The sequence below is a fragment of the Sneathiella sp. genome, assembly GCF_047631475.1.
Taxonomy (GTDB): domain Bacteria; phylum Pseudomonadota; class Alphaproteobacteria; order Sneathiellales; family Sneathiellaceae; genus Sneathiella.
In genome coordinates this window covers 20,947-45,676 of the sequence record NZ_JBLHZT010000001.1, presented here as the reverse complement: position 1 = coordinate 45,676, position 24,730 = coordinate 20,947, and the positions used below count along the sequence as shown (strand labels likewise).

The 24,730-nt window shown below is 48.8% G+C and carries 24 protein-coding genes; 10 read left to right on the top strand and 14 right to left on the bottom strand.

Annotated features, from left to right (window positions below; translation table 11 throughout):
- Position 1: 1 nt before the first annotated feature.
- Together ACJAYR_RS00230 and ACJAYR_RS00225 are read right to left on the bottom strand one after the other, a co-directional pair.
- Complete coding sequence (locus tag ACJAYR_RS00230; protein ID WP_169543315.1) at positions 2-868, bottom strand: prephenate dehydratase; 867 nt, start codon at positions 866-868, stop codon at positions 2-4.
- 53 nt (positions 869-921) lie between these two features.
- Entirely contained in the window at positions 922-1,677 is a 756-nt protein-coding gene (locus tag ACJAYR_RS00225) for a 3-deoxy-manno-octulosonate cytidylyltransferase (protein ID WP_415234735.1), read from the bottom strand.
- Positions 1,678-1,861: 184 nt separating this feature from the next.
- Between ACJAYR_RS00225 and ACJAYR_RS00220 the strand changes: the two genes are divergently transcribed.
- The 8 genes from ACJAYR_RS00220 to ACJAYR_RS00185 all read left to right on the top strand — a co-directional run bounded on the left by ACJAYR_RS00220 (position 1,862) and on the right by ACJAYR_RS00185 (position 11,748).
- A complete protein-coding gene (locus tag ACJAYR_RS00220; protein ID WP_415234734.1) occupies positions 1,862-2,410 on the top strand; it encodes a c-type cytochrome in 549 nt (182 codons plus the stop codon).
- Between the two features lie 23 nt (positions 2,411-2,433).
- On the top strand, positions 2,434-3,216 hold the full coding sequence (locus tag ACJAYR_RS00215) for an inositol monophosphatase family protein (RefSeq protein WP_415234733.1): 783 nt from the start codon (positions 2,434-2,436) through the stop codon (positions 3,214-3,216).
- An 88-nt stretch (positions 3,217-3,304) separates the two neighbouring features.
- Positions 3,305-5,161, top strand: coding sequence for an extracellular solute-binding protein (locus ACJAYR_RS00210; protein WP_415234732.1), 1,857 nt, complete (start codon positions 3,305-3,307; stop codon positions 5,159-5,161).
- Entirely contained in the window at positions 5,148-7,031 is a 1,884-nt protein-coding gene (locus ACJAYR_RS00205) for an extracellular solute-binding protein (RefSeq protein WP_415234731.1), read from the top strand. Before ACJAYR_RS00210 ends, ACJAYR_RS00205 begins: the two co-directional genes overlap by 14 nt.
- Positions 7,032-7,040: 9 nt before the next feature.
- The gene (locus tag ACJAYR_RS00200; RefSeq protein WP_415234730.1) at positions 7,041-8,150 is read left to right on the top strand and encodes a microcin C ABC transporter permease YejB; all 1,110 of its coding nucleotides are present in this window, start codon (positions 7,041-7,043) and stop codon (positions 8,148-8,150) included.
- Positions 8,150-9,181, top strand: a complete 1,032-nt coding sequence (locus ACJAYR_RS00195) for an ABC transporter permease (protein ID WP_415234729.1) — start codon at positions 8,150-8,152, stop codon at positions 9,179-9,181. The genes ACJAYR_RS00200 and ACJAYR_RS00195 overlap by 1 nt, the downstream gene beginning before the upstream one ends.
- Positions 9,181-10,782, top strand: a complete 1,602-nt coding sequence (locus ACJAYR_RS00190; protein ID WP_415234728.1) for an ABC transporter ATP-binding protein — start codon at positions 9,181-9,183, stop codon at positions 10,780-10,782. The genes ACJAYR_RS00195 and ACJAYR_RS00190 overlap by 1 nt, the downstream gene beginning before the upstream one ends.
- Positions 10,783-10,818: 36 nt before the next feature.
- A complete protein-coding gene (locus tag ACJAYR_RS00185; protein ID WP_415234727.1) occupies positions 10,819-11,748 on the top strand; it encodes a 2-hydroxyacid dehydrogenase in 930 nt (309 codons plus the stop codon).
- Here ACJAYR_RS00185 and chrA read toward each other — a convergent pair.
- Both chrA and ACJAYR_RS00175 read right to left on the bottom strand, forming a co-directional pair.
- Entirely contained in the window at positions 11,745-13,112 is a 1,368-nt protein-coding gene (chrA, locus tag ACJAYR_RS00180) for a chromate efflux transporter (protein WP_415234726.1), read from the bottom strand. The genes ACJAYR_RS00185 and chrA overlap by 4 nt on opposite strands.
- A 95-nt stretch (positions 13,113-13,207) precedes the next feature.
- Positions 13,208-13,561 carry a MarR family winged helix-turn-helix transcriptional regulator gene (locus ACJAYR_RS00175; RefSeq protein ID WP_169543326.1) on the bottom strand — a complete coding sequence of 118 codons (354 nt, stop codon included), beginning with the start codon at positions 13,559-13,561 and terminating at the stop codon, positions 13,208-13,210.
- Positions 13,562-13,669: 108 nt separating this feature from the next.
- Here ACJAYR_RS00175 and ACJAYR_RS00170 point away from each other — a divergent pair, with 108 nt between their 5' ends.
- A complete protein-coding gene (locus ACJAYR_RS00170) occupies positions 13,670-14,284 on the top strand; it encodes a LysE family translocator (protein WP_415234725.1) in 615 nt (204 codons plus the stop codon).
- 15 nt (positions 14,285-14,299) lie between these two features.
- Here ACJAYR_RS00170 and ACJAYR_RS00165 read toward each other — a convergent pair whose 3' ends face one another.
- The 8 genes from ACJAYR_RS00165 to ACJAYR_RS00130 all read right to left on the bottom strand — a co-directional run bounded on the left by ACJAYR_RS00165 (position 14,300) and on the right by ACJAYR_RS00130 (position 20,884).
- Positions 14,300-15,679: a leucyl aminopeptidase family protein gene (locus ACJAYR_RS00165; RefSeq protein WP_415234849.1), complete on the bottom strand. Its 1,380-nt coding sequence runs from the start codon at positions 15,677-15,679 to the stop codon at positions 14,300-14,302.
- Positions 15,680-15,796: 117 nt separating this feature from the next.
- A complete protein-coding gene (locus ACJAYR_RS00160) occupies positions 15,797-16,849 on the bottom strand; it encodes a TAXI family TRAP transporter solute-binding subunit (protein WP_415234724.1) in 1,053 nt (350 codons plus the stop codon).
- A gap of 126 nt (positions 16,850-16,975) precedes the next feature.
- Entirely contained in the window at positions 16,976-17,914 is a 939-nt protein-coding gene (locus ACJAYR_RS00155; protein ID WP_415234723.1) for a response regulator, read from the bottom strand.
- A gap of 9 nt (positions 17,915-17,923) precedes the next feature.
- Positions 17,924-18,322, bottom strand: coding sequence for a PilZ domain-containing protein (locus tag ACJAYR_RS00150; RefSeq protein WP_415234722.1), 399 nt, complete (start codon positions 18,320-18,322; stop codon positions 17,924-17,926).
- Positions 18,323-18,517: 195 nt separating this feature from the next.
- Positions 18,518-19,006, bottom strand: a complete 489-nt coding sequence (locus ACJAYR_RS00145; protein WP_415234721.1) for a GFA family protein — start codon at positions 19,004-19,006, stop codon at positions 18,518-18,520.
- Positions 19,007-19,184: 178 nt separating this feature from the next.
- Positions 19,185-19,889 carry a hypothetical protein gene (locus ACJAYR_RS00140; RefSeq protein ID WP_415234720.1) on the bottom strand — a complete coding sequence of 235 codons (705 nt, stop codon included), beginning with the start codon at positions 19,887-19,889 and terminating at the stop codon, positions 19,185-19,187.
- Positions 19,890-19,906: 17 nt separating this feature from the next.
- Positions 19,907-20,524, bottom strand: a complete 618-nt coding sequence (locus ACJAYR_RS00135) for a hypothetical protein (RefSeq protein ID WP_415234719.1) — start codon at positions 20,522-20,524, stop codon at positions 19,907-19,909.
- 177 nt (positions 20,525-20,701) lie between these two features.
- The gene (locus ACJAYR_RS00130) at positions 20,702-20,884 is read right to left on the bottom strand and encodes a hypothetical protein (RefSeq protein WP_415234718.1); all 183 of its coding nucleotides are present in this window, start codon (positions 20,882-20,884) and stop codon (positions 20,702-20,704) included.
- A gap of 393 nt (positions 20,885-21,277) precedes the next feature.
- Here ACJAYR_RS00130 and ACJAYR_RS00125 point away from each other — a divergent pair, with 393 nt between their 5' ends.
- Positions 21,278-21,880 (top strand): substrate-binding domain-containing protein, encoded by a 603-nt coding sequence (locus ACJAYR_RS00125; protein WP_415234717.1) that lies wholly within the window; start codon positions 21,278-21,280, stop codon positions 21,878-21,880.
- On the opposite strand, the gene ACJAYR_RS00120 is transcribed toward ACJAYR_RS00125, so the two are convergent.
- Both ACJAYR_RS00120 and ACJAYR_RS00115 read right to left on the bottom strand, forming a co-directional pair.
- Positions 21,877-22,350, bottom strand: coding sequence for a MarR family winged helix-turn-helix transcriptional regulator (locus tag ACJAYR_RS00120; protein ID WP_415234716.1), 474 nt, complete (start codon positions 22,348-22,350; stop codon positions 21,877-21,879). The two genes, ACJAYR_RS00125 and ACJAYR_RS00120, sit on opposite strands and share 4 nt — an antisense overlap.
- A 205-nt stretch (positions 22,351-22,555) precedes the next feature.
- Positions 22,556-24,724 carry a malate synthase G gene (locus tag ACJAYR_RS00115; RefSeq protein WP_415234715.1) on the bottom strand — a complete coding sequence of 723 codons (2,169 nt, stop codon included), beginning with the start codon at positions 24,722-24,724 and terminating at the stop codon, positions 22,556-22,558.
- Positions 24,725-24,730: the final 6 nt, after the last annotated feature.

Below are 24,730 nucleotides of genomic sequence, written 5' to 3'. Positions count from 1 at the left end.
ATCAAGCCTTTGAACTATATTCCCGCCTGTAAGAGTGGGCTGGATAAACACCCAGTACTTTTAGCTTGGCGCTAAAAAACTGCAGCTCCTCCAATGCCCGCGAGACATGAGCCTCATCCGGGTGCCCTTCAACCTCGATATAAAACTGGGCCGCTTCAAAGCTGGCATCCGTGATATAGCTTTCCAGCTTCGTGACATTCACGCCATTTGTCGCAAACCCACCGAGCGCCTTATAAAGGGCAGCAGGCTGACTACGCACTTGAAAAACAAGGCTCGTCATACAAGGCCCGGAACGTGGATCCGGATCCAGACGTTTACGGGACATAATTAAAAAACGGGTCGTGTTGCCCAACCGGTCTTCAATGCGTTCTCGGATGACATCCAGACCGTAGATTTCCCCGGCAAGGCTTGACGCCACAGACGCTTGACTTTTGTCCCCAAGCTCCGCAATCATTTTAGCAGAGCCCGCCGTATCATAATGAATAACCGGTTCGATCCCAAGCTCACGGGTGAAATTGCGAACCTGCGCCAACGCCTGTTCGTGACTATGCACTTGCTTGATATCTGTCAGCTTCGCGCCGGGAACCCCCAACAACTGATGCTGAACCGATTGAAAATGCTCGCCGATTGTGAAAAGACCAGACTCGGGAAGCAGATAGTGAATATCAGCCACGCGCCCACCCAGTGAATTCTCAATGGGGATCATCGCATATTTGGCCCTCTCTTCACGCACCATCGCGATGGCGTCCGCAAAAGTTTCTGTGGCGATCGCCTCCATATCCGGAAAAACATTCCGGCAGGACAAATGGCTGTAGGCTCCGGGCACACCCTGGAAGGCAATGGCATTTTCTGGTTCAGGCGTCGTCATAATATATTCCGGTCAATCTTGGGCAATCGGTGAAAGTTACAATTTAATCAGGGTCAGCGCGCGATACGAGCCTTAAACATCTCTCGGATACGCGCTAGATCTTCAGGAGTATCAACACCCAAAGGCACGGTGTCAACGAGAGCCGCGTCAATTCGCATTCCAGCCTCGAGCGCCCTCAACTGTTCCAGCTTTTCACGCATTTCCAACGGGGAGGGCGGCAAAGCGACAAAACGCGCCAAGGCGGCCCGCCGATAGGCATATATTCCAATATGATGATAGTGCGCCCCCTCTCCTCCCGGTGCTTTTAACCGACTGAACCATAAGGCGGGTCCTCGTTTCGCGCCTGGAAGCAGACTGACCACCGCCTTCACAGCACTCTCATCATCCAGTTCGGCAGGATCATTGATTTTAGCAACCAAAGTCGCCAGATCAGCGGCACTTTCCTCGACACTCTTTAAAGACGCGCGGATGGCGGACGGATCCAGCAATGGCAAATCGCCCTGCAGATTGATGATCACATCATGGGTTCCTGCCGGATCGAAAAGCTCTACGGCCTCGTGCACCCGGTCCGACCCGGAAGGATGATCCGGCTTGGTAAGAATTGCCTGCCCCCCGGCGCCAGTAACCGCATCAGCGATCTCCTGTTCAGCGCAGGCAACAAGTACCGGACCGATATCTGCTTCCTTTGCGCGCTCCAACACTTGCACGATCATTGGTTTCCCAGCGATATTCGCAAGTGGTTTTCCCGGCAATCGTGTTGACGCCATGCGCGCGGGAATAACGATGACAGGCTTTAATGCTTCGGCCATAAAGCTTCGAATCCTTCCTGAAAATCGTGTCGTTTCAGTTCATTGAAACGAATTACGAGTTGTCACAATTTAGCACCGATTATATACGTGTTGTACATTCGAAGCGAAACCCGTTAAATTCCACTCGCTTTTTTTTGCCGCGTTTGCTAGAGCTACGCCCAGAATATTTGAGCTGAGGTAAGCAATGAATTCTTTTGAGCTAAATAAAATAGCCGGCGCAGTCCTTGCAGGTGCCCTCGCTGTTGTTGTTGTCAACGCAGTTGCCGACATTGCCGTTTCCCCTTCCTTTCCGGAAGAAACGGCCTACGCGATCGACACAGGCGAAGCTGACGCCACGGCATCAACAGCCACCGCAGCTGTAGAAGAAGGCCCGTCTCTTGGCGTCCTTCTGGCCTCTGCAGATGTATCCAAGGGTGAAAAAGTCTTCAAAAAATGTGGCGCCTGCCACACGGTTGATGAAGGCGGTGCCAACAAAATTGGTCCGAACCTCTATGGTGTCTTGAATCGCGCGAAAGGTGCAGTCGATGGCTTCTCCTATTCAAGTGCGTTGATGGAAAAGGGCGGAGACTGGAGCTACGAATCTCTGGATGCGTTCCTGGAGAAGCCTAAAGATTACATCAAAGGGACAAAAATGTCCTTTAATGGTTTGAAAAAGCCAACTGACCGAGCCGATTTGATTGGCTATCTTCGGACGCTTGGTAAGGGCGATGTTCCGCTTCCAGCTGCCAACTAATAGCAGGATAAGTAGTCTAGTTTATGACTGAGACATGCCCCCCAGAATTTCTGGAACTTGCTCACCGGCTTGCTGATGCAGCCGGTGAGGTAGTGTCCCCTCTGTTCAGAGAAAAGATTGACATCATTTCTAAAGATGATGCCAGCCCGGTTACGATTGCGGATCGCAATGCCGAAATGGTCATGCGCGACATGATTGAAGCCGCTTTTCCAGAGCATGGCATCTACGGTGAGGAGCATGGTCAGGTCAGACTTGATTCTGAATATGTCTGGGTGCTGGACCCGATTGATGGCACCCATTCGTTCATTTCGGGCGTTCCAACCTTTGCAACCTTGATCGGACTTACCCGCAACGGCAAGCCAATCATGGGCGTGATCGATCAACCTATCGCGAAAGAAAGATGGGTTGGCGCCAACGGAAGAACTGAACTCAACGGCACTCAGATTAATGCCCGCAAGACGATCACCACCTGCTCAGAGGCCTCTTTGTTCTCTTGGGGAATTGAGTTGCTTTTCAGCGAACGGGGTGAGGATTACAAAAAGCTACTGGATACTGTGGCCCGCACACGGTTTGGCTATGACAGCTACGCCTACGGGCTTTTGGCGCATGGCTTTATCGATATCGTTGCCGATTTTGACATGAAACCTTTCGACTATTGCGCATTGGTTCCTGTTGTTGAAAATGCAGGCGGTGTTATTTCAGATTGGGACGGCAATCCTCTCACCTTGAATAACCCAGGCTATGTTCTTGCCTCAGCCAATAAAAGCCTTCACGAGCACGCCTTGTCTCTCCTCTCAGGAGTTTGACCCTCACTTTTTGCTTTTGACCTTGATGTCTGGGCCAATTCATCCCATGTTTACAGTCGATTATTAACAATCGACTGACAGGGAAATAATGGGAATTCTTAAAACTTCTGCTTTCGTCTTGATTTCCTTTTTCTGCGCGACGCCTTTTATTGCCGCAGAAACAGTTAAAACAACAAAATCGCACGGACTTTCATTAGCCGGTCCCCTTAAATATGGACCCGATTTCAAGCATTTGGAATATGCCAATCCAGATGCCCCGAAAGGCGGCACACTCCGTCTTTCCGCCATCGGTGGATTTGATAATCTCAACCCTTTTATTAGCCGCGGTCAATCTGCCAACGGCATTGCCCTGACCTTTCAAACGCTGATGACCCAGCCGAACGACGATCCGAGCACGGAATATGCGCTCGTCGCGCAGAGTGTCGAGGTTGCAGAAGATTTAAGCTTTGCGATTTTTAACTTGAACCCTAAAGCGCGCTTTCATGATGGTAGCCCGATTACATCTGAAGATCTGATCTTCAGCTTTAATATGGCCAAAGAAAAAGGGCGTCCGGTTTTTCGGTATTATTATGCCAATGTTGAAAAAGCAGAAGCGCTCTCTCCCACCCGGATCAAATTTCATTTTACCGGCCCGCCAAATCGCGAACTTCCACAGATTGTTGGGCAGCTCATGCCAATTCTGTCAAAAAAGCATTTTGAAACCCGCGAATTTGATGAAACCACGCTAACCCCCATTTTGGGGGCGGGCCCCTACCGCGTCAAGGAATTCGAAGCCAACCGTTACATTGTCTATGAGCGGGTAAAAGACTATTGGGGCGCAGACCTTCCGATCAATAAGGGGCGCTACAATTTTGACGAAATACGCTTTGATTTTTACAGGGACACCACCGTTCTGCTTGAAGCCTTCAAAGCCGGAGAATACGACTACCGCGCTGAAAATAGTGCAAAAAACTGGGCAACAGGATACGATTTCCCTGCCTTGAAAAACGGGCTTGTGATCAAAGAGGAAATCCCCTCCAAAAGCCCCGCAGGCCAGCAGGGATACGCGTTTAACCTGAGAAAAGAAAAATTCAAGGACCCGGTTTTACGAGAAGCCATGACCTACGCGTTTGATTTCGAATGGCTCAACAAGAACATCTTCTATGACCAATATATCAGAACCAACAGCTTCTTTTTTAATTCGGTCATGGCAGCGAAGGGTGAACCGTCAGCAGAAGAATTGAAAATTCTGGAACCCTATCGTGATCAGTTACCTGCCCGCGTTTTTGGCCCTGCCTACACGCCCCCTGTGACGGACGGAAGTGGCCGGGACAGAACGCCGCTCCGAACGGCCAAACGCCTGCTTAAAGAAGGCGGGTGGACCATAAAAAGCGGAAAATTGATCAATCCGAAAACCGGCAAGCCGCTGGAAATCGAATTTTTAATGTATGATCAGAACAGTTTGCGGATTGTTGGCCCCTTTATCAAAAACCTTCAGAAACTCGGCATCACGTCCACCACCCGGATTGTCGATACCGCCCAATATACCGAACGGTTACGTAATTACGATTTCGACATTGTCACAACCGTTTTTGGACAGTCCGTAAGCCCCGGCAACGAACAGCGAGAATATTGGGGAAGTGCCGCGGCCCAAACACCCGGGGGCCGGAACTTGATCGGCATACAAAATCCCGTAGTGGACGCCTTGATCGAAAATTTGATTGCAGCACCGGATTATGAAAGCCTTATCCCGGCGACCCGTGCGCTTGATCGTGTTTTGACCTGGAATTTCTATTTGATACCACAGTTCACCGCAGCCTATGACCGCCTTGCCTATTGGAACAAGTTTGGTAAAACTAATATCTACCCAAGTGAAGGCAACGATATTATGGCCTGGTGGATTGACCCGGAAAAAGAAAAAGCACTTCGGGAGGGGCTTAAGAAAATCAAGAATGCAAAAAATTAAAAGCAACATGCTTCGAATACCGCTTAAGAAAGCCGCACTTGTCTTTTGTCTGCTGCCAATTTTCGGATCAGTGTCCGTTGCAAAAGAAAAAATAACGCACGGACTTTCAAGCTTTGGTGATTTGAAATATGCATCTGACTTCAAGCATTTTGAATATGTTAATCCACAAGCCCCGAAAGGGGGCCTTATCAGGCTGCGCAATCTGAACAGTTTTGACAGTGTGAATCCGTTCATTTTGAAGGGAACCAGTGAAATATTGAACGCCGATATTGGCGGGGACGCCAATTTCAATTTTGCAAGTTTGATGACGCCGTCCAACGACGAACCCGATGCCGTCTATGGCTTGGTTGCAAAACACGCGGTTTTGGATGACACTAACAAATGGGTCGAATTTCACCTTCGTAAAGGGCCTGTCTTTCATGACGGAACGCCTATCACCGCATCCGACGTCGCCTTCACTTTTGAGGCATTGGTAAAGGACGGTCACCCTCGGTATCGCCAACTCTTTCGTGATGTTGAAACAGTGCAGGTTTTGTCTGACGATAAAATTCGATTTTCTTTTAAGAAAGAGGCTTTTACCCGGGGGCTACCTGTTTTAATTGGCCGTATGCCGATTTTATCGCAAGCCTCATTTGAAGAACGCCCGTTTAAAAAAACGACCCTTGAGCCGCTTTTGGGCTCGGGCCCCTATAAAATGGTCGCTGTCGAGCCCGGACGATCAGCGACCTACAAACGTATTGAAAACCATTGGGCCGACAAATTGCCTGTCCATGTAGGGCGCTATAACTTTGGCGAGATTAAAGTCGATTATTATCGGGACAGAACAATTGCCACCGAAGCGTTCTTCGCAGGCAACTATGATTTCAGAGAAGAATTCACCTCTCGGGTATGGGCAACCGAATATGACGGCAAACCTGCCGTTAAGAAGAACCTGATACAGCGTGATACATTAAAAAGTAAGGCGCTGACCGGATTTCAGGCATTCTTTTTCAATACCCGACTGGAAAAATTCAAGAACCCGCTTGTTCGTAAAGCACTGACCCGTATGTTTGACTATGAATGGACAAACAAAAACCTGTTTTATGGCAGCTATGACCGCCTGACCTCTGTCTTTGAAAATTCATCCCTGAAGGCCACAGGCCTTCCAACACAAGAAGAACTGGCTTTGCTGGAGCCTTGGCGCGCGCAGTTACCCAAACAGGTCTTCAAAGAGGCCTATATGCCGCCGATCACGGACGGGAGCGGTAAAATAAGGACGCAAATTCGCGCCGCACTCAAAGAACTCAAGCAGGCTGGCTGGACCATTCAAGACAAAAAACTTAAAAACGAAAAGGGCGAACAGATGTCCTTCGAGTTTCTTCTGTATGACACGGGTTTCACACGGATCATCAATCCCTTCATCCGAAATCTGGAAAGAATTGGCGTTGAAGCCAAGGTTCGTATACTGGATGTTGCAAGCTGGCAGAACCGCTTGCAGGCTTTTGACTTCGATATCATTACGCGGCGGCTTTCCCAATCGGCCTATCCCGGAACCGGTTTGAGGGACTGGTGGGGCTCGAAATCAGCAGATATCCAAGGGGGCTATAACCTCGCGGGTATCAAAAATGAAGCCATTGACGCCTTGGTCGAAGAGGTTATCAAGGCAGAAGATATTAAAACCCTGACCATTGCCGCCCGCGCCCTTGATCGCGCGCTGATGTGGGGTCATTATACAATCCCGCAATGGTATAAAGCGAGCCACTTCATTGCGTATTGGGACAAGTTTGGGCGTCCTGATAAAACACCCCCGGGATATAATCGGTCTGTTTTGGATACCTGGTGGATAGACACAGAAAAGGCAGCCGCCATTGACGCTGCCCTCAATCAGTAGAGGTTTACCGTGTTAGCCTATATTCTAAGACGACTTCTCCTGATGATCCCGACGCTGTTCGGCATAATGGTCTTGAATTTTGTTGTGATCCAGTTCGCGCCAGGCGGACCGATTGAACAGATCATCGCCGAAATACAAGGTACCGCTGTTGGGGCAACGTCGCGCATTGGAGGAAGCGGACAGGGGGATGTCTCTTCTGGCCAATCAAGCGCCACCGTCAACAGCGGGGGCGACAGCGCCTATCGGGGCGCGCAAGGCCTTGACCCTGAATTCATTAAAGAACTGGAAATCCAGTTCGGTTTTGATAAACCGGCGCATGAACGGTTCTTCCTGATGATAAAAAACTATGTGGTCTTTGATTTTGGCAATAGCTATTTCCGAGACGAAAGCGTTTTTAATCTGGTTCTGGAAAAACTGCCGGTGTCTATCTCGCTTGGTCTTTGGACAACCCTGCTGGTGTATCTGATCTCTATTCCGCTGGGCATTAAAAAAGCCGTTCGGGATGGCAGCCGTTTTGATCTTTGGACCAGTAGTCTGGTCATTATCGGGAACGCCATCCCCAGTTTCCTGTTCGCCGTTGCACTCATCGTCTTCTTTGCTGGCGGCTCATATCTGGACTGGTTCCCTTTACGGGGCCTGACGTCTGAAAACTTTGATGAATTAAGCCTGTTTGGAAAAATCATCGACTATTTCTGGCATATTGCGTTGCCTGTAACAGCCATGGTGATTGGCGGCTTTGCAGCCCTCACACAGCTTACAAAAAATTCGTTTCTGGACCAGATCAGCCAACAATATGTTTTGACAGCAAAAGCCAAAGGCCTATCCGAACAACGGGTCCTTTATGGCCATGTGTTTCGTAATGCCATGTTGATTGTCATTGCCGGGTTTCCAAGTGCCTTTATTGGCATCCTGTTTACCGGCTCTCTTCTCATTGAAGTGATCTTCAGCCTTGATGGTCTTGGCCTGCTTGGGTTTGAGGCTGCCCTAAACAGAGATTACCCGGTAATCTTTGCAACCGTGTATGTGTTCGCCCTGCTTGGTTTGATCATGAACCTGATTGGCGACATCACCTACACCCTGATTGATCCTAGAATTGATTTTGAAGCGAGGGATGTCTGATGTTCACTCTCTCTCCAATAAACCAGCGACGCCTGGAAAATTTCAAATCAAACCGCCGGGGATACTGGTCGATGATCCTGTTCCTCGGGTTATTCGTTCTGTCCCTGTTTGCCGAAGTCATCGCCAATGACAAGCCGTTGCTGATTTCTTACAAAGGCGATTATTTCACGCCCTTTGTGGTCGAATATCCGGAAACGGCTTTCGGCGGGGATTTTGAAACGGAAGCCGACTATCGGGATCCGTTCGTCAGCGAACTGATCGAGGAAGAAGGCGGCTGGATTCTATGGCCGCCGCTTCGATACAGCTACACAACAATCAATTATGATTTGAGCTCTCCTGCTCCCAGCCCACCGGACGCTGAGAACTGGCTGGGTACAGACGATCAAGGACGCGATGTCCTCGCCCGTGTCATTTATGGATATCGGATTTCAGTTGCGTTTGGGCTGATCTTAACAATTTTGAGCTCGATTATTGGAGTCGCTGCCGGAGCCGTACAAGGGTATTTCGGCGGAATGACGGACCTTATTTTCCAACGGTTTCTTGAAATCTGGGGCGGCATGCCAAGCCTGTATATCCTGATCATTCTGGCCGCGCTGATCGAACCGACATTTCTTATACTTCTGTTTTTGTTACTGCTTTTCAGTTGGCCCAGTCTGGTGGGTGTTGTCCGAGCGGAATTTCTAAGATCCAGAAACTTTGACTATGTGCGTGCAGCCCGGGCCTTGGGCGTACGGGACAGTGTGATCATGTTCAAGCATTTGCTGCCAAACTCCATGGTTTCCGCCCTTACGTTTCTTCCCTTTATCCTGACCGGATCAATTGTAAGCCTGACATCGCTTGATTTTCTGGGGTTGGGGCTCCCACCCGGGTCTCCGTCTTTAGGGGAATTGCTTGCGCAAGGTAAAGCCAATCTTCAGGCTCCCTGGTTAGGGATTACTGCCTTTTTGACTTTGTCGATCATGCTGACCCTCGCCTTTTTTATGCAAGAGGGAATTCGTGATGCATTTGACCCCAGAAAGACATTTGAATAATGGCCTATGTCAGCGTTAAAAATCTGGGGATCTCCTTCAAAGTAAAAGGGCAGGATGTTCCGGCCGTTACAAATGTGTCGTTTGACATAAACAAAGGAGAAACCCTCGCTCTTGTCGGAGAGAGTGGGTCCGGAAAATCCATCTCGGCCCTGAGTATCCTTCAATTGCTTCCCTATCCATTGGCAAGCCATCCTACCGGCTCCATTCTGGTGGAAGGAGAAGAAGTTGTCGGCAAACCACAAAAAGAAATGCAGTCCATTCGAGGCAACAAGATTTCCATGGTCTTTCAGGAGCCCATGACGTCCCTCAATCCCCTTCATAGCATTGAGAAGCAGATTAACGAGACCCTGTTGGTTCACAAGGGCATGAGCCAATCGGAAGCCGGAAAACGCGTACGCGAGTTATTGGATCTGGTCGGGTTGGAGGCCACGGAAGAACGGTTGAAGGCCTACCCTCACCAGCTTTCCGGCGGGCAACGCCAACGGGTCATGATTGCCATGGCACTGGCCAACGAGCCCGATCTGCTCATTGCTGACGAGCCGACAACCGCACTGGATGTGACCATTCAGGCTCAGATCCTCGAATTGCTGCTGGATCTTCAGAAACGCCTGGGGATGGCTATTCTCCTCATTACACATGATCTGGGCATTGTTCGGAAAATGGCCAAGGATGTGTGCGTGATGACAAACGGTACGATTGTAGAAGCCGGGCCTGTTCAGCAAATATTTGAGACCCCACAGCATGACTACACCAAAATGCTGTTATCAGCGGAACCAAAGGGTCTGCCCGTTACCAAGGATCGGAACGCGCCGGAAATCATGCGCGGCAATCATCTGAAAGTCTATTTTCCTATCAAGGCGGGTTTATTGAAACGCACTGTTGATCATGTAAAAGCTGTAGATGATATTTCAGTCTGTGTTCAAGCGGGACACACTGTGGGGGTTGTTGGCGAAAGCGGGTCGGGTAAATCAACCTTGGGCCTTGCATTGCTGCGTCTGATCCGTTCTCAGGGAGACATCCTGTATAATGGGAAATCCATTCAAAACGCCGACTGGAAAACCTTGCGCCCGTTACGGTCAGAAATTCAGGTTGTGTTTCAGGACCCCTATTCCAGTTTGAGCCCCAGATTATCCGTTGGACAAATCATTGAAGAAGGGCTTCTTGTTCATTACGGTCGCGGTGATGCCAAAGAGCGACGGGCCTTGATCGGCGAAACCCTCAAAGAAGTTGGGCTAGACCCAGATGCGCAGGATCGCTATCCCCATGAATTTTCGGGTGGGCAAAGGCAAAGGATCTCTATTGCCCGGGCCTTGATCCTGAAACCCAAATTCATCATTCTGGACGAACCAACGTCTGCACTTGATATGTCCGTTCAAGCGCAGATCGTTGATCTATTGCGGGACCTGCAACAAAAACATAACCTTGCATACCTGTTTATCAGTCATGATTTGAAGGTCGTGCGCGCCCTAGCGGATACGGTTATTGTCATGAAAGATGGAAAAGTAGTTGAACAAGGCCCTGCGGATCAGATATTTGATAACCCTGAAACACTTTATACCAAAGCCCTTATGAAAGCGGCTTTTGATCTCGCCACCCTATAAGATCACGAACAACAAACCTCACGGAGAAAAGTGACCATGGCGCTACTCTTTCACAGTAAAATCAAACGCAACGACTGGTGGCGGGAAGAACTCTCCAAAAAAGTCCCGGGACTGGAAGTACGATTTTATCCTGACATCGGAAATCCCGATGACATTGAATTTGCGTTGTGTTTTGCCATGCCTCATGGGGTTTTGGGCAAGCTGAAGAATCTTAAGGCTGTGTTTTCTCTAGGTGCGGGCGTCGATCATATTTTTGAAGACCCAGACTATCCAAGACATGTTCCGATTGCGCGCGTCGTCGATCCTGAACTAACCGACCGGATGAGCGAGTATGTATTACAGCATGTTCTCAATCATCACCGGTACCAGCATCTGTATGACGAACAGCAGCGCAAGCATTTCTGGAAAGAAAAACATGCCCCTGCTGCCCGCAATCGAAAGGTTGGTATTCTTGGGCTTGGCGCCCTTGGAACCGGTTCTGCTGAAACCTTGAAAAAAATGAACTTCGATGTTGCCGGTTGGTCCAGAAGCCCCAAATCAATCGATGGTGTCACAACTTTTCATGGCCCGGAACAACTGGACGCCTTTCTGGCGCGCACAGAAATCCTGGTATGCCTGTTGCCCCTGACTGACGAAACCACTGGAATTCTGAACAAGGATCTGTTTCAGAAGTTGCCTGAAGGGGCCGCCCTCATTAATCCAGGTCGCGGACCGCATCTCAATGAGCAGGAACTGATTGACGCACTGGACAGTGGACATTTGTCTGCGGCGACACTGGATGTCTTTCACACGGAGCCACTGCCAGAGGAAAACCCTCTCTGGAGCCACCCAAGAGTGCGCGTAACCCCACATGTAGCGAGCATTGCGTCCCCCGGACGGGTCACCGAATTGGCTGCAAAGAATATTGAGCTTGCACGGGCTGGAAAACCTCTGCTCAATCAGGTCGATCCGGACAAAGGCTATTAAACAAGTCCCGTTAAATGCAGGACAACACCGGAAAGCGCTGCCACTACGATCAGTGGCAGCAATCCGATTTTAAATCGAAAAACAGCAAGAAGGGCCAATCCGAAAAATATCGCGGCCAGACCGTTGAACGTCGTAATTTCCGGATAACTCAGCGTTAGAATACCGACATTAAAATCAACGACCCGACCAAACAGAACATGCTGTAAAAACCATATTGCAAGATTAACAATCACCCCAACAACAGCAGCGGTTATGGCGGACAAGGCGGCGGCCAAAGCCCTGTTTTGACGGATTTTCTCGACATAAGGAGCTCCTAGAAATATCCAGAGAAAACAAGGCGTGAACGTCACCCATGTCGTAAGCATTCCGCCCAGCAGACCGGCCACGGCAGGAGACAAGCTGCCAGGCTCGCGATACGCACCAAGATATCCAACAAACTGGGTCACCATAATTAATGGCCCCGGCGTAGTTTCCGCAAGACCCAGCCCATCCAGCATTTCGCCAGCCTGTAACCAGCCGAAATCAGTGACAGCGGCTTGTGCAACATAGGAAAGAACGGCATACGCACCGCCAAAAGTGACGACCGCCATTTTACTGAAAAAGAAAGCAATCTCAGTGAAAACATGATCCGGCCCGGCAAACAGAAAAAGGATCAGCGTTGGCGTTAGCCAAAGGCACAAAATGATGAAAGCTGTCGTTAGATAAGGGGCAAGTCGGTGAGCTGGAAGTGGTATCTCCTTGGTCTCGTCCTGCGGTGAAGGAGACGTATGAAACGCATTTAACTCTGTTTTTCCGGCGATATATCCCAATAATCCTGCGCACAGGATAATTGCTGGAAACGGGACGGAAAAAGCAAACAACGCGACAAATGACATCACGCTAATGCCAACTTTAAACCTGTTTGTCAGCGCTTTCGATCCAATTTTCACGATGGCCTGAAGGACAATTGCGAGAACAGCGGCCTTTAGCGCAAAGAAAAGTCCATCCACCAACCCGCTTTCACCAAAGGCGGCATAGATCCAACTTAAGACCATCATTGCGACGGCACCCGGCAGCACAAAGAGTAAACCGGCTGTCACACCACCGATTACCCGATGGGTGAGCCAGCCCGCGTAGATAGTCAATTGTTGAGCTTCCGGGCCCGGCAGTAACATGCAAAAATTGAGAGCATGTAAAAATCTGTCTTCGCTCAGCCATTTCTTTTCTTCGACCAGCAAACGATGCATGACAGCAATCTGTCCGGCGGGGCCTCCGAAACTCAATAGCGCAATTCGAAGCCAAACAATCAAGGCTTCAGAAAATCGCACAGAAGGCACAATATCATCTGACGAAATATTTGACGGAGGCACGTCGGCTTTGGCCATAACGCTGGAAACCTGATAAAAAATTGAACTGTGATAAACAATACATGCCTTCGCCATATGACAGGAAGAAGACAGGGCGCAAGTTTAAATCCGTCTTATTCAGCGAGATGATGCCAGGCAGATTGTTCAATTACTTCGGAAAACTCGCTCAGATAAACAGATCCTTTGACAGTTCGTGCCACGGTTATCGATCGCTTATCCCGTTCATCCGGACGGCGTTTCAAAAGGTCCAGCTTGCTGAGCGTATCAAGTGCGCGGGTTACAGCCGGTTTGGAAATTTTCAAATGCGCCGCCAATCCACGAACTGTATGGGGCGGAGGGTCCAAATACACGATGAGCATTATCGCCATCTGGCGTGCGGACAGATCCGGGCCATCCCGCCGGATTAACTCCGTAAGGGATTGCTCCCATAATTTCAGAACCGCTTGTGTATTGCTATGTCCCTGCATTGTTGAATGGTGCCACATCTGTTTTCATTACGCAAGCGAAACAGAAACATCCTTGCTTTTTTACGGCAAATGGAAAAGGGTCTACGGGTCGCAAAAAAGGAATAAAAAGTGAGTCCTGAATTTTTGATAACGTCGTTTATTGTCGTTCTGGCACCCGGAACAGGCGTTTTATATACCGTTGTGTCCGGCTTATCCCGGGGGGTTGCGTTTTCCATTGCGGCCGCCTTCGGCTGCACTCTTGGAATATTGCCCCATCTCTTGGCAAGCATCATCGGATTGGCGGCATTGCTTCATACCAGCGCCCTTCTTTTTCAGGGCGTCAAATATGCTGGTGTGGCGTATCTTCTTTATCTTGCTTGGAAAACCTTGCAGGATAAGGGCAGCTTGAGTTTTACAAATCAGGAAGCGAACCGAAAAAGCGCAATTTCAACCATCTTTACCGGTTTTGCGATCAACTGTCTCAATCCCAAATTGTCGATTTTCTTTTTGGCCTTCTTGCCTCAATTTGTCCCCATAAACAGCCCCTCCCCAACCGGCATGATGGCTGGCCTCGGGGCCATTTTTATGGTGATGACTTTTGCCGTTTTTATTCTCTACGGTGTATTTGCCGCCCAGTTAAGACATCAAATCACCAGTCGACCTAATGTTTTGGTGTGGTTTCGGCGAGGCGTTGCCGGGGCCTTCACGGCCCTCGGCGCAAAACTCGCCTTCACGGATCAGTAACTCACTGATCCTTTCTTAGCGGGCATACCGTTCTTTGAGATAGGAATAAACAGCGCGGATCGCGAAGGCTTCACCGCCAATCGGACGACCTGCGCGGGCGCGATTGTTATACGCCATGATATCAAAATGAACCCAGCTTTTGCTTTTCTCAACAAACTCTTTTAAAAAAAGCCCCGCTGTAATTGCCCCCCCAAAACCGGTAGAGCCACTATTGTTGATATCAGCAATTTTGCTGTCGATCAGTGATCTATATTCCGACCAGAGAGGCAACCGCCAAACAGGATCATTAACCGCTTTTGCGTGCTTTTCAATCCCGTCAAACAGGCCTTCATCATCCGTGAATGTTGCTGCCAATTCAGTACCGACGGCAACCCGCGCAGCGCCTGTCAGCGTAGCAAAATCAATTAATAGATCAGGCTCTTCCTCGTCCGCTGCCGTCATGGCGTCGGCAAGAACCAATCGACCTTCGGCATCCGTATTCCCGATTTCAACAGTTTTCCCGGACCGACTGATGAGAACATCCCCGGGGCGATACGCATTCCCTGAAACAGCGTTTTCCACAGCCGGTATCAAAACGCGCAACCGGACGGGCAAATTCGCATCCATAATAAGATGGGATAGCGCAAGGGCCATTGCAGCACCGCCCATATCTTTTTTCATCATCAGCATCGCCGCCGAAGGTTTAAGATCCAGACCACCTGTATCAAAACACACACCTTTACCTACGATGGTCACCTTTGGTGCATCGCTGTCTCCCCAAACCATATCGATCAACCGCGGGGCCTCGGAAGAGGCGCGGCCAACCGCATGAACCATCGGGTAATGATAGGTGAGCAAATCATCCCCTACGATATTGGTCTGACGCGCTTCAAACTCTCCAGCGATTTGAGAAGCTGCCGCTTCCAAGGCACGTGGCCCCATATCGGATGTTGGGATATTGACCAGATCGCGGGCTAGATTGGTCGCGAAAACCAGTCTTTTGATTTCGTCAGCATCGGCATTTTCAGGCATCACCAGCGTGGCAAATGTGGCTTCGCTTTTTTTATAGCGATCGAAGATATAGGTCCCAAGCGACCACCCTGCGGCAACTTCCGTTGCGAGGCTCGCCTCCAGCTCCATAGCAAGATGATAAATGCCTTCCGGTAGGCTTTCCGGTAAACCTGCAAGTGACCAGATATCCCAGCTAGTCGTTTCTTTCACTAAAACAACTGAGTTAATCGCGCCATCATCCCCAGGAATAACCAGATGCTGCCCTTCTTTTCCGGTAAAACCATTTGCATCAATCCAAGTCTTCACGCGGTCAGATTGACCATCACACCAGCCCGAAAAAGCGTCTGGTGCAACAAGATTAATCGGAATTGAGGATGCAACCTCGTCTTGCGTTACATGCGGGATCACAATTATCTCCTTGTCATTTTTTTATACATTTATAGAACACCGCCAACACAGCATGATCGGCTGGGATCTTTACCATTTTACACATTATGTCATGAGAAAATAAATCAGGATGAATTAGCCGTCCTCTTCGGACCGGATTTCCATATAGAATCTTCGCGCGCCGGAATGAAGAAGATCACCAACCCCCTCCAAGGCCGTTTCCAGCCGGATCAACCTGCCTTTTGCATGCCCCCCATCCAGAAGCACACGGTTTCTAGGGTGCCACAACGCCCGGGTTATGGCGTAAACCAGATCATCTTCCATCTTGGCACTAACGATCCATTGCGTACTCACCGCCAGAGTTTCAACTTCCCCTATTCCAGTATATGTGCCTGCAGGAATATCACTGGTGGAAAAGAACGGATGGGCCTGAATAAGGTCCTGTGCTTCTTTCCCTGTGATTGGTAAAAGGTCTACAAGTCCATTTGACGCAAGTTCCGCAACAGCCGTTGCCGGATAGCCTGCGACAAAAAAGAACGCATCCAGCTTATTTTCCTGCAAAAAACGGATAGATTTATCAGGATTAGCGGTGACCGGAATATAATCTTTTTCACCGATTTTATAAGCGGACAAAATCGCCTTGGCATTTTCGCGCGTGCCCGATCCGGACAAATCAATGGAAATGCGTTTTCCCTTCAGGTCCGCAACGGTCTTGATATTGGCTGCTTTTCTGACGACCAAATGAACATTTTCAGGGTAAAGGTTGGCGATAACGCGCAGATCCTTCTGCGCCTGTTTGTTCCCTTTAAAGACGCCTTGTCCCTTGGCCGCAGCGTGAACGATATCAGACTGTGCCAAACCTGTTTCCAGATTTCCGGATAAAACACCTTTAATATTGGCAACGGAACCGCGCGTGGTTTGCGCCGCGGCAATCAAACCGGGGACCCCACAACTTCCGCCGTCTTCGCAGGAACGACTACCGGGCGGTCCTGTAATTGTCGTACCGATAAGTGTACCAATCGGGAAATACGTGCCTGACGTTGAGCCTGTGCCGATCCTGAAAAACGTTACTGACTGGGCCGGAGCGAGAGCGGTTAATGCAGACATCCCCAATATAAAACTAAGACAAAAAATCCCGATGACAGACCTGCGGCGGCACCCTTTTTCCTGTCTTGTTTTTTCAGTCATACCTGTTTTTTTTCCACTTCCCAATTTGGCTTTTACACCAATACATTTCTAGCCCTGTTTATAATATAGGTCGACCGAAATCCGGAAAGTAGTCCATATTGGACAAATTCCCGCTCATTCAGAGAATTATTGACTAGCTGTTTTCAAAATGCTCGTTAAATCCTGGATATCAAATGCCAGATCCGCAGACTGGCGTAATTCTTTGCATGCTTTGTGAATGGCAAATGGAATTTGCATCATCAGTTCCTGTTCCTGTTCTTTCAGATCCTCATTAGAAGTCAATAAACGGCGCAGCAGATCCCGCAACGCATCACAAAATGCCGCAACATGATTAAACTCACTTCCGACAATTCGTCTCTCCAAATCTTCGTTCATACTCAGCATGTCCTTGATCAGTTCCTGACGTTCCTGCAATTTACTGGGATCTGCCGCCAACGATAGAATTCGGGAAGAATGATGAAGGAACAGTTCGGTATAAATCGTAATCTTTCGATCATTCACCGCTTGAAGAGCATGTTTGATATTCTCCGGCGTGGCATCTAACTCCGGTTTATTCTCAACCTTGGCCTGAAGAGAGTTAGGGACCACCATCTGCGACACACGGGACATCCCCCGGACGATCTGACGTCGTTCTGGTCCAATATAGTCACTTGTCACAATAAACGGCTTTCTGGCCGTCACCAGCCCGCTTACGCGGTCTCGCAGATGGGCGTTCGACATCGGCCGGATGATCAGATCATCCGTCCCGGAATCAATCGTGCTGTGCACAACATCGGGCGACGCATCCCAAAGCGTCACGATCACATTGACAAAAGGGTTATGACCGATCGCGTTATGGCGGATTTTCTTAATGAGATCACACGTATCCTCGCCAACACTGCGGCTGTCTCCAACGATCAGATCGAAATGCTTCTTTTCCAATCGCTCCATGAATTCTGAATGATTGCTAACCGCCTCAACTTCACCAAAGCCGATATTCAACAAAGCAACGCGCGTATTATATCGCATGGAAGATTGCGAATCCAAAAGAAGCGCTGATGCCGGTTGAAAGCGATGATCAAACATGAATAAGGGTTACGCTTTCGGTAAGATCCGCGTTAAATGAGCAAAGATTGTATCTGGGTTGTCGACAAATTGAATGCCCACCCGTGTGTGATCCTGCCAAACCACATTGCAGCGGAACATCCCCAATTTCGGGATATGAAGTTCAAGATCCGCTTTTTCGAAAATGGGCTCGCTCAAGTCGACTTTTGCCCCGTTTGCAGAAATATCCCGAACAACGCCCGTTATTTCCCGCACTTCACCTTTCAGAGTGACCTGATTGAAGCACATCTTCAATTTGGCTTCCCACACAACACGGCTGCGCCGGAAGGCCCTGTTTTCCGCGTATACTGTCTCACCAGAAGCACCAGCGGAAGCGCGCTCACTTTCCAGTTTCGACAGCATTTCCTGAATATCTTTGCCAATAATCATCTACTCTTCTCCGGGCCAATAAGCCCTTTGCTTATGCCGCAAACAGACTGACAGATCATTTAAACCGAAATAGATTAATAAAAGGCAAAAACAACTGGTTTGGAGGATGAGAACACCCGGTGCAAAACACCAAGGTTCTATTGCTCTGTACCTTCAAAGCCCTGCAACCAACGCGAAAAGAACCGACCAATGGTACTATTCAGTGTCAATAATATGAGCTTCAGCAAAGATCGTCGCGGCGTTCGGAGCACCGTCATTTTCGGTTGCGTGCTTTTTGAATGTGTCGAAATGCGGCGGTACAACAGTGCCCCGCAGCGCCTCTCCCAAGAAAATATGCTTGGCATTTTCCGGCGTTATTTTCAGCCAATTGGGGTCATCTAGAGTTCCGCCGTAAACGCCGATGACGCCATCAAATCGTTCGAAAGTTAAAAACAACTTGGTCCCGCAATTGTCACAGAAATGAATGTAAACTTCCTTCCCGCTGCCCTCAGATAAATGTGTGTAACGCTTTGGTGTCCCCAGAGTTATCTTGAAGTCCGCACTTTCAAATATCGGCTCCACCAGATAAGCCGAACCAGTGGCACGCTGACAGAATTTACAATGACAAATGGTCGTACGGGCCGGTTGCTTTAACACTTCGTATCGAAGCTTTCCGCATAGGCATCCACCTTTGGCATTCGTCATTTTCTGGCCTCCTGACCGTCAATTTTCTGACGATAGCACAGGTTTGCCAGAACTTCTCACTGCAGTATCAGATCTGAAAGAAGTTCTCGATCAAGAAAAGGTTTCGCATGCATTTGGGGAGGGTGCCACTAACCTATTGGGAGAAAACAGAAGCTTTCACTTTAAAGACTTCCGATTGCTACCAGCCCGCGCAACGGGACTGTACCTGTTGATAGCTTTTCGGTGTGTCGATCTTCAAATTGGCTTTTCTTTTTTGTTTTTGAAACTCTCGAATAACCGGCTTCAAATCATGATAAAGTGCGTTTTCCATCGAATCTGCGGCTCTCTGCACCGAACTGGAAAGGACAGGACGCAATCCTTCGGCGATTTTTTGCAATGCGTCATCAATCATTTTCGTGAAGTCTTGCTGAACCGCCATATTGATCTTCATATGTTCCTGTTCATGCGCCAGAACGACCTTGAAATTACAGCTCCCCGGCTTGTATTTACGGTCAATGAAAATCTGCGCCTCTCGCATGCCATATTTGAAATCGATTTGCGTCAGCCGCACGCAATAACGGCCATCGGCCAGTTTTCTTCCCTGAACCTTCAGGCTGAATTCGTACCCATCGTTTGTATAGGTCAAACCGCGAAGCTGTCCTGCCGTTGTTGGCTTGAAAGCACCCGTGCGGTTGGCGATACGCTTGATTTGCGATGAAGATTTATTGGTTATGAGCGCTGTTTTGGCGTTTGTCAGAAGAAGCCGGATTTCAGGTTTTTTGTAAGTGTCTCTGCATTGTCCGGCAGATAAAGCGCGCGCTTGAGGTAGGGGCATGAGCAGGGCACACGCGATCACCGCGCTAATCCAAAGAATTTTTGCCTCTGAAACATACCAAATGTTCATAACTTTACCGTACCAGATTAATCGAACAATGCATCAATATCAGACTGGTCCAATAGCTCGCCGCCAGAAACTTCGATAACCTCCGACGTCGGTTTGGGCTGTGGGCGAGCGGGTGCCGCGGGCTCAACCGGTTTCTGCTGGTCCGTCTGGGTCTGTCGCTGAGCGTCTTTATTAGCGGCGGTTTTTTCAGCGACCTGCCCGTTTATTATACCACCAATTCGGTCTATCAGCCCACGAATTAACGAGCATTTCGCCGCAATAAACTCACGCTTTTCAGGAGTTTGTAATTGATCACGATCACGATCAAGAGATTTTTGCAGCAGGCTTAGCTGCTTATTCAGGATTTTGACATTACTCTCAAACGGTACGCGATATTCAGGCGGCGAAACATCATATGCATCAATCGCCAACTCTTTATCTGCAATCCCACTCTCGCGGAAATGATCCCGGTAATGTTTAGGCAGCCATATCAGAAAATCGTCCAGCATTTCAGGCATATCAGCTACCAATTCAGCGAGCATCAAGGCCTCGTTAAAATGGTTCAGATAATCTGTCGCCAATAAAGACACGGCGTTGACATTCGTGCCAATCGCTTTCGCCCTATATCGTTCTAACTGACTTATTGTTTCCGCCATACACACTATCGCTATACTTACTTTCGAAAATATTTTTGTGTCTAGCGTATCTTAGGATGAGAATCTTAAATAAAAGTGAGGAACAGCCTATCGTTCCAATAAATTCTAATTAATACTTTAAATAACATGCGTGTAGACGAACAATCCAAACAGCATTTAGGCAACCTCAACAAAACACTATTTTTGTACGAGCATAAGCGCTTCATTTTGCGCAGTTTCCTGCAAGCCGCCCTCGTTATTCAGAAGTAAAACCGTCGACAGAAGGAGCATCAGTGTCAATACAGCGGCAGAACTCAGGAAACGAGAGTAGCAGGTTTTAATTGAGATCGTATTTCCAATATCTTTGAACATCAGCTGCATTATGCCCTCCCAATAAGTTAGTTGATGACATAGAAAGTAACGCACTTTAAAAGTGAATAACAAGCGCATTGATTGAAAATAAATTTCCAAAATGCACGATAAAAGTTTAAATTGTAGGCTTAATGCCTCTTGCCCGACATAACCTACTATATCTTGAGGGCCGCTGATCATACCATCATATAGATTTTTAATTTTTTCTTTAGCAACTATTAGTATGTTGAAAAAAATATGGCGGAAAAGCCGAATCGCCAATGCAATTCGGCTGAAATTCAAGATCAGGATTCCACTGCAAATGATGTATGGGTTGGAACCAGTATAGAGAAACGATCCGCAAGACCAGCAAGACAGGTCTGGTGAAGCTGGTCCGCCTTAATAATTGTACCCTCTGGCCCTGTGCGAATTACAGCCGTAGAAAGCCTGATCAATCAAATCATCATGCCGTCATTGTCGGAATTTCAGGAATCCCACCCGAATATCGAGCTTTCGCTTATTGGCAGTAGTGAAAATCTGGGTATTGATCGATTTGAAGCTGACATTGCTGTCCGTCTGGCCCGCCCCACAAGCGGAGCGATGACAATCCGAAAACTGGCCGATATCGGTTTTTCTGTCTACCATCACAGAAGCCATAACGATAAGGCGCCTGACACCGACGCCCCTGTCTGGGCTGTTTATGATAAAATATATGAAGACCTTCCCGAAATGAAATGGATCCGAACCAATTGCCCAGATGCCCATATTGGCCTTCGATGCCCGTCAGCGGCCTCGATCCTGAACGCCGTTCTGCACACTAAAATGTCAGGTATCCTACCCTGCTTCATGGGAGACGCCCATCCAGACCTTATCCGTCTCAGTGGCGAAAAGCCGATCCTGTACCGGGAAGCCTGGATTGCAACGCATCCGGATCTTTACCAAACCCAGAGAATACAGGCCGGTTTTGACTGGCTAAAAGCCACATTTTTCGCTCAACAGAAAAGACTGCGGGGGTTTCGATCTTAAAGGATGTCCTGAAACTTCTTTAGCAAGGTAATCAGTTGCTGATGATTGCGGGCCCCTAACCCATCGATAAACTTTTGTTCCATTTTGACCACCTGTTCCCTTAAAACTGCAAGTTCCGTCTGGCCTTTTTCAGTTAAGGACACAGCATATGCGCGTTTATCGCGTTCAACCGGTTCGCGGGTGATCAAATTGTTTTTTTCAAACTGATTTAAAATTGGTACCAGCGAGGAACGGTCCAAACCTGCTGCCCAAGCAATCGCGGACTGGGTTCGGCCGGGATTTTGGGCAATAATTTCCATGACGGAATATTGCCCTGTCAGCAGCTTTACGCCGGATTCTTTCAAAAAACTACTTTGCGCCGCCAACACTGATTTCCGCATAAAATAGCCGACATTTGTTTCTAGTGGGCCAAGCTCCATAGCCTTATGTGCAGACTCTGATGTTTTCTTCTGACGACTCTTTACGCTCAACTACTTGCTCCCAATGCCCCATTTTCCCGCCGCTCAGTTTCGCCTTGAAACCCCTTATTTCATTTTTTTCTGGGGTTCAATGAAGCGAAACTGAAACGCTATTCGGATAGCATATACATTTATCAGTAGTGTTGAAACACAATTTGCAACACCTATAAATAGCATTTTTTAGGAACAAAAAATCGGAGCGCTACAAAGCAAGGCTCTATTGGGCCTTCGCTATCAACCGGCATGCATGCAGGATCGGCTCTGTATAGCCACTTGGCTGAACCCGCCCTTTAAAGACCAGATCACAGGCCGCTTTAAAGGCGATGGAACCATCAAAGTCTTCTGCCATTGGCTGGTAGATCGGATCACCCGCGTTCTGATCATCCACAACTGCGGCCATCCGTTTCATAATCTGCATAACCTGATCTTCTGTACAAATGCCATGATGTAGCCAATTAGCGATATGCTGGCTGGAAATGCGCAGCGTGGCCCGATCTTCCATCAGTCCCACATTATTGATATCCGGAACCTTTGAACATCCAACGCCCTGATCAACCCAGCGCACAACATAACCCAAAATACCCTGAGCGTTATTTTCGATCTCTGCCGTGATTTCGGCATCTGACAAATTCTGACCAGCCATCAGAGGCGGCGTTAGAATATCATCAAGGCTTGCGCGCGGGCGATCTGCTAATTTCGCCTGACGGGCGGCAACTGAAATGGTGTGATAATGCATCGCATGCAAGGTCGCTGCTGTCGGCGAAGGAACCCAGGCACAGTTTGCACCGGCCATCGGATGCCCGGTTTTAGCGGCCATCATTTCTGCCATCTCATCGGGCTTCGCCCACATTCCTTTACCAATCTGGGCATGTCCGGGCAGACCCGCAGTCAAACCGATATCCACATTCCAGTCTTCATAGGCAGCAATCCATGCCTCACCCTTGGCATCATCTTTTCTCATGAAGGGGCCCGCTTCCATACTGGTATGGATTTCATCACCCGTTCTGTCCAAAAATCCCGTATTAATGAAGAAAAGCCGTTCAGATACAGCGCGAATGCATTCTTTCAAATTAACGGTTGTCCGCCGCTCTTCGTCCATGACGCCTACCTTCAAGGTATTCCGTGCAAGACCGAAACCATCTTCAACTGCCGCAAAAAGGTCGTTCGTAAAAGCAACCTCTTCCGGGCCGTGCATTTTGGGTTTCACAATATAAACACTGCCAGCCCGACTGTTTCTAAGACCTGACGTTTTTTTGAGGTCATGCAGCGCGCAGGCTGTTGTCATAACCGCATCCAGAATTCCTTCTGGCACTTCCCGTCCGTCTTTGTCCAGAACGGCCCCGTTTGTCATCAAATGCCCGACATTCCGAACCAGAAGCAGGCTGCGGCCATGCAGAACAATTTCTGAGCCGTCTTTGCCCGTATAGACACGGTCTTCGTTTAATTTTCGAGTGACAGACGTCCCGCCTTTTTCGAAGTTATCGGCAAGATCACCTTTCATCAGGCCCAACCAGTTCCGATAAACCAGAGCCTTATCCTCAGCATCAACAGCAGCAACAGAATCTTCACAATCCTGAATGGTCGACAGTGCCGATTCTACCAACACATCTTTCACATTGGCGGGATGGTCCTTACCAACTGGATGGGCAGCATCAATTTGAATATCCAGGTGCAAACCATTATTTTTCAACAGGATTGAGGTTAAATGCCCATCTGTTATATATCCAACAAACTTATCTGGATCGGCAAGGCCAGTTTTCGAGCCATTCAGCAACGTGACCTGCAACTCACCCTTGCTGTCGAGGGCATATTCTTTTGCATCTTTATGCTGACCGGTCGCCAATGGGGCAGCATCGTCCAGAAATGTTGATGCATATTCGATAACCTTTGCCCCGCGCGCAGGGTTATAACCCCCGCCTTTTGTCGCGCCGTCATCCTCCGAGATGACATCGGTGCCGTAAAGCGCATCATACAGACTTCCCCAACGGGCATTTGCCGCATTAAGGGCATATCGCGCATTCATAACAGGGACAACCAACTGCGGCCCGGCAACGGATGCAATTTCAGGATCAACGTTATCGGTTGTCACCTTGAAATCATCGCCCTCAGGCACAAGGTAGCCAATTTCCATCAGAAAAGCTTTATAGGCTGCCGGGTCCGGGGCTTCGCCTTTTCGGGTAAGATGCCAGTTATCAATCTTTTCCTGCAGGAGTTCGCGTTTTTCCAGCAATGCCCGATTTCTCGGTGCAAAATCGTTGAGAATTGTTTCCAGAACCTGCCAGACCTTTTCCGCCTCAAGATCCAGACCAACGATGATTTCATCTTTCACCAACGAGACTAATTCTTCTGCAACCTGCAACGTTCCGATCTGCATGCGGTCTGCCATTGCGAA

What these genes read in the sequence shown, in the direction of transcription:
- ACJAYR_RS00230 (WP_169543315.1), bottom strand. Translation starts at nt 868, where the DNA reads ATGACGACGCCTGAACCAGAAAATGCCATTGCCTTCCAGGGTGTGCCC.
- ACJAYR_RS00225 (WP_415234735.1), bottom strand. Translation starts at nt 1,677, where the DNA reads ATGGCCGAAGCATTAAAGCCTGTCATCGTTATTCCCGCGCGCATGGCG.
- ACJAYR_RS00220 (WP_415234734.1), top strand. Translation starts at nt 1,862, where the DNA reads ATGAATTCTTTTGAGCTAAATAAAATAGCCGGCGCAGTCCTTGCAGGT.
- ACJAYR_RS00215 (WP_415234733.1), top strand. Translation starts at nt 2,434, where the DNA reads ATGACTGAGACATGCCCCCCAGAATTTCTGGAACTTGCTCACCGGCTT.
- ACJAYR_RS00210 (WP_415234732.1), top strand. Translation starts at nt 3,305, where the DNA reads ATGGGAATTCTTAAAACTTCTGCTTTCGTCTTGATTTCCTTTTTCTGC.
- ACJAYR_RS00205 (WP_415234731.1), top strand. Translation starts at nt 5,148, where the DNA reads ATGCAAAAAATTAAAAGCAACATGCTTCGAATACCGCTTAAGAAAGCC.
- ACJAYR_RS00195 (WP_415234729.1), top strand. Translation starts at nt 8,150, where the DNA reads ATGTTCACTCTCTCTCCAATAAACCAGCGACGCCTGGAAAATTTCAAA.
- ACJAYR_RS00190 (WP_415234728.1), top strand. Translation starts at nt 9,181, where the DNA reads ATGGCCTATGTCAGCGTTAAAAATCTGGGGATCTCCTTCAAAGTAAAA.
- ACJAYR_RS00185 (WP_415234727.1), top strand. Translation starts at nt 10,819, where the DNA reads ATGGCGCTACTCTTTCACAGTAAAATCAAACGCAACGACTGGTGGCGG.
- chrA (WP_415234726.1), bottom strand. Translation starts at nt 13,112, where the DNA reads ATGGCCAAAGCCGACGTGCCTCCGTCAAATATTTCGTCAGATGATATT.
- ACJAYR_RS00175 (WP_169543326.1), bottom strand. Translation starts at nt 13,561, where the DNA reads ATGCAGGGACATAGCAATACACAAGCGGTTCTGAAATTATGGGAGCAA.
- ACJAYR_RS00160 (WP_415234724.1), bottom strand. Translation starts at nt 16,849, where the DNA reads ATGACTGAAAAAACAAGACAGGAAAAAGGGTGCCGCCGCAGGTCTGTC.
- ACJAYR_RS00155 (WP_415234723.1), bottom strand. Translation starts at nt 17,914, where the DNA reads ATGTTTGATCATCGCTTTCAACCGGCATCAGCGCTTCTTTTGGATTCG.
- ACJAYR_RS00150 (WP_415234722.1), bottom strand. Translation starts at nt 18,322, where the DNA reads ATGATTATTGGCAAAGATATTCAGGAAATGCTGTCGAAACTGGAAAGT.
- ACJAYR_RS00145 (WP_415234721.1), bottom strand. Translation starts at nt 19,006, where the DNA reads ATGACGAATGCCAAAGGTGGATGCCTATGCGGAAAGCTTCGATACGAA.
- ACJAYR_RS00140 (WP_415234720.1), bottom strand. Translation starts at nt 19,889, where the DNA reads ATGAACATTTGGTATGTTTCAGAGGCAAAAATTCTTTGGATTAGCGCG.
- ACJAYR_RS00135 (WP_415234719.1), bottom strand. Translation starts at nt 20,524, where the DNA reads ATGGCGGAAACAATAAGTCAGTTAGAACGATATAGGGCGAAAGCGATT.
- ACJAYR_RS00130 (WP_415234718.1), bottom strand. Translation starts at nt 20,884, where the DNA reads ATGCAGCTGATGTTCAAAGATATTGGAAATACGATCTCAATTAAAACC.
- ACJAYR_RS00115 (WP_415234715.1), bottom strand. Translation starts at nt 24,724, where the DNA reads ATGGCAGACCGCATGCAGATCGGAACGTTGCAGGTTGCAGAAGAATTA.